We start from the raw sequence: 1,722 nt of genomic DNA on the forward strand, positions 1-1,722 counted from the left end.
CTAGAAGGCTCATGAAGATCTTGGGGTTCTGGCCCCGCCGCGTGAGCGGTGGGGCCAGACTCGTTTCGTGGTGATGGGTGAGTGGGTCGGCGAGATGGTCGGGCCGGATGTGTGGGAGACGTGTCGGGATCTGATCCCGGCCGGGAGTGTGTTCGCGTTCCTGGCCGAGCATCGCGGCGAGCTGTTCCCGGCTGAGATGTTCACGGACATGTATCCGTCGGCGAACGGACGGCCGAGCATGCCGCCGCAGATCCTGGCCGCCGCGATCACCTTGCAGGCCCTTAACGGGCTGTCGGACTTCGAGACGGTCCAGGAACTGCGGTGCGACCTGCGGTGGAAGGCCGCATGCGGGCTCGGCCTCAACGACATGGCCTTCGACCCGTCGCTGCTCGCCTACTTCCGCCGCCGGCTGGCCCGTTCCGCCCGCCCGAACCGTATCTTCGACGCCGTGCGCGGGGTCGTGAAGGCCACCGGCGTACTCAAGGGCAAGCACCGCCGGGCGCTGGACTCCACCGTGCTGGACGACGCAGTCGCCACCCAGGACACCGTCACCCAGATCATCGCCGCCGTCCGGGCGGTGATCCGCGAGGTCCCCGGCGCCGCCGCGGTCGCCGCTGCCCAGTGCAGCGCGCACGACTACACCGACCCGGGCAAGCCCCGCATCGCCTGGAACGACGAGCAGGCCCGCGCCGTGCTGGTCGACGCGCTGGTCACAGATGCCCTGCGGCTGCTGGGCCACCTGCCCGACCAGCAACTCGGTGAGAAAGCCGCGAACGCGGTGGGCATCCTGGCCCTGGTCGCCGGCCAGGACGTCGAGCCCGCCGAGGACTCCGACGGCCGTGACGGCCGCTGGCGCATCACCCGGGGCACCGCCCCCGGCCGGATGGTCTCCACCGTCGATCCCGAAGCACGCCACGTGCACAAGACCCGCACTCACCAGCAGGACGGCTTCAAGGCCCACCTGGCCATCGAGCCCGAGACCGGCTTATACACCGCCGTCGCACTGCGGCCCGGTGCCGGAGCCGAGCACCACGAGGCCGCCGTCGGCCTGGACCTGCTCGCCGACGAGGACAACCCCCTGGACGTCTTCGGTGACACCGCCTACTCCACCGCCGATGCCCGCCAGACCCTCCACGAGGCCGGGCACCGGCTGTTCCTCAAACCCGCCCCCCTGCGGCCCGCCGTCACCGGCGGCTTCACCCTCGACGACTTCGCCATCGACACCACAGCCGCCGTCGTGACCTGCCCGGCCGGACACGCCGTGGCCCTGTCCGACCCCGGCGGGCAGCACCACCAACGCAAAGCCTCTTTCGGGGACTTGTGCAACGGATGCCACGTGCGCGAGCGGTGCACCAAAGCCAGGGCCGGACGCATCCTGACCATCCGGCCTCACCATGACCTGCAGACAGCCGCCCGCCACCAGGCCGCCACCGACCCCGGCTGGCAGGCCGACTACCGCCGCTGGCGACCACCGGTCGAACGCGCCGTCGCCTGGCTCGTCCACCACGGCAACCGGCGCCTGCACTACCGCGGCACCATCAAGAACGACACCTGGCTCCACACCCGGGCCGCCGCCCTCAACCTCCGCCGACTGATCAACCTCGGACTCACCCACACCCGCGGCACCTGGCACCTCGCACCCGCCGGTGCATGACCGCCGCAGGGGCTGTCCGGCCTGACGGCCGGACAGCCCCTCACCAAGATCTTCATGGGCCTTCTAGG

1 protein-coding gene is annotated in these 1,722 nt (G+C 70.9%); it reads left to right on the plus strand.

The features are described from left to right. Positions 1-73 precede the first annotated feature (73 nt). On the plus strand, positions 74-1,654 hold the full coding sequence (locus tag ACZ3KP_RS40970) for an IS1182 family transposase (RefSeq protein WP_467506232.1): 1,581 nt from the start codon (positions 74-76) through the stop codon (positions 1,652-1,654). Positions 1,655-1,722 lie beyond the last annotated feature (68 nt).

Source organism: Streptomyces sp. NPDC020958 (assembly GCF_055562175.1).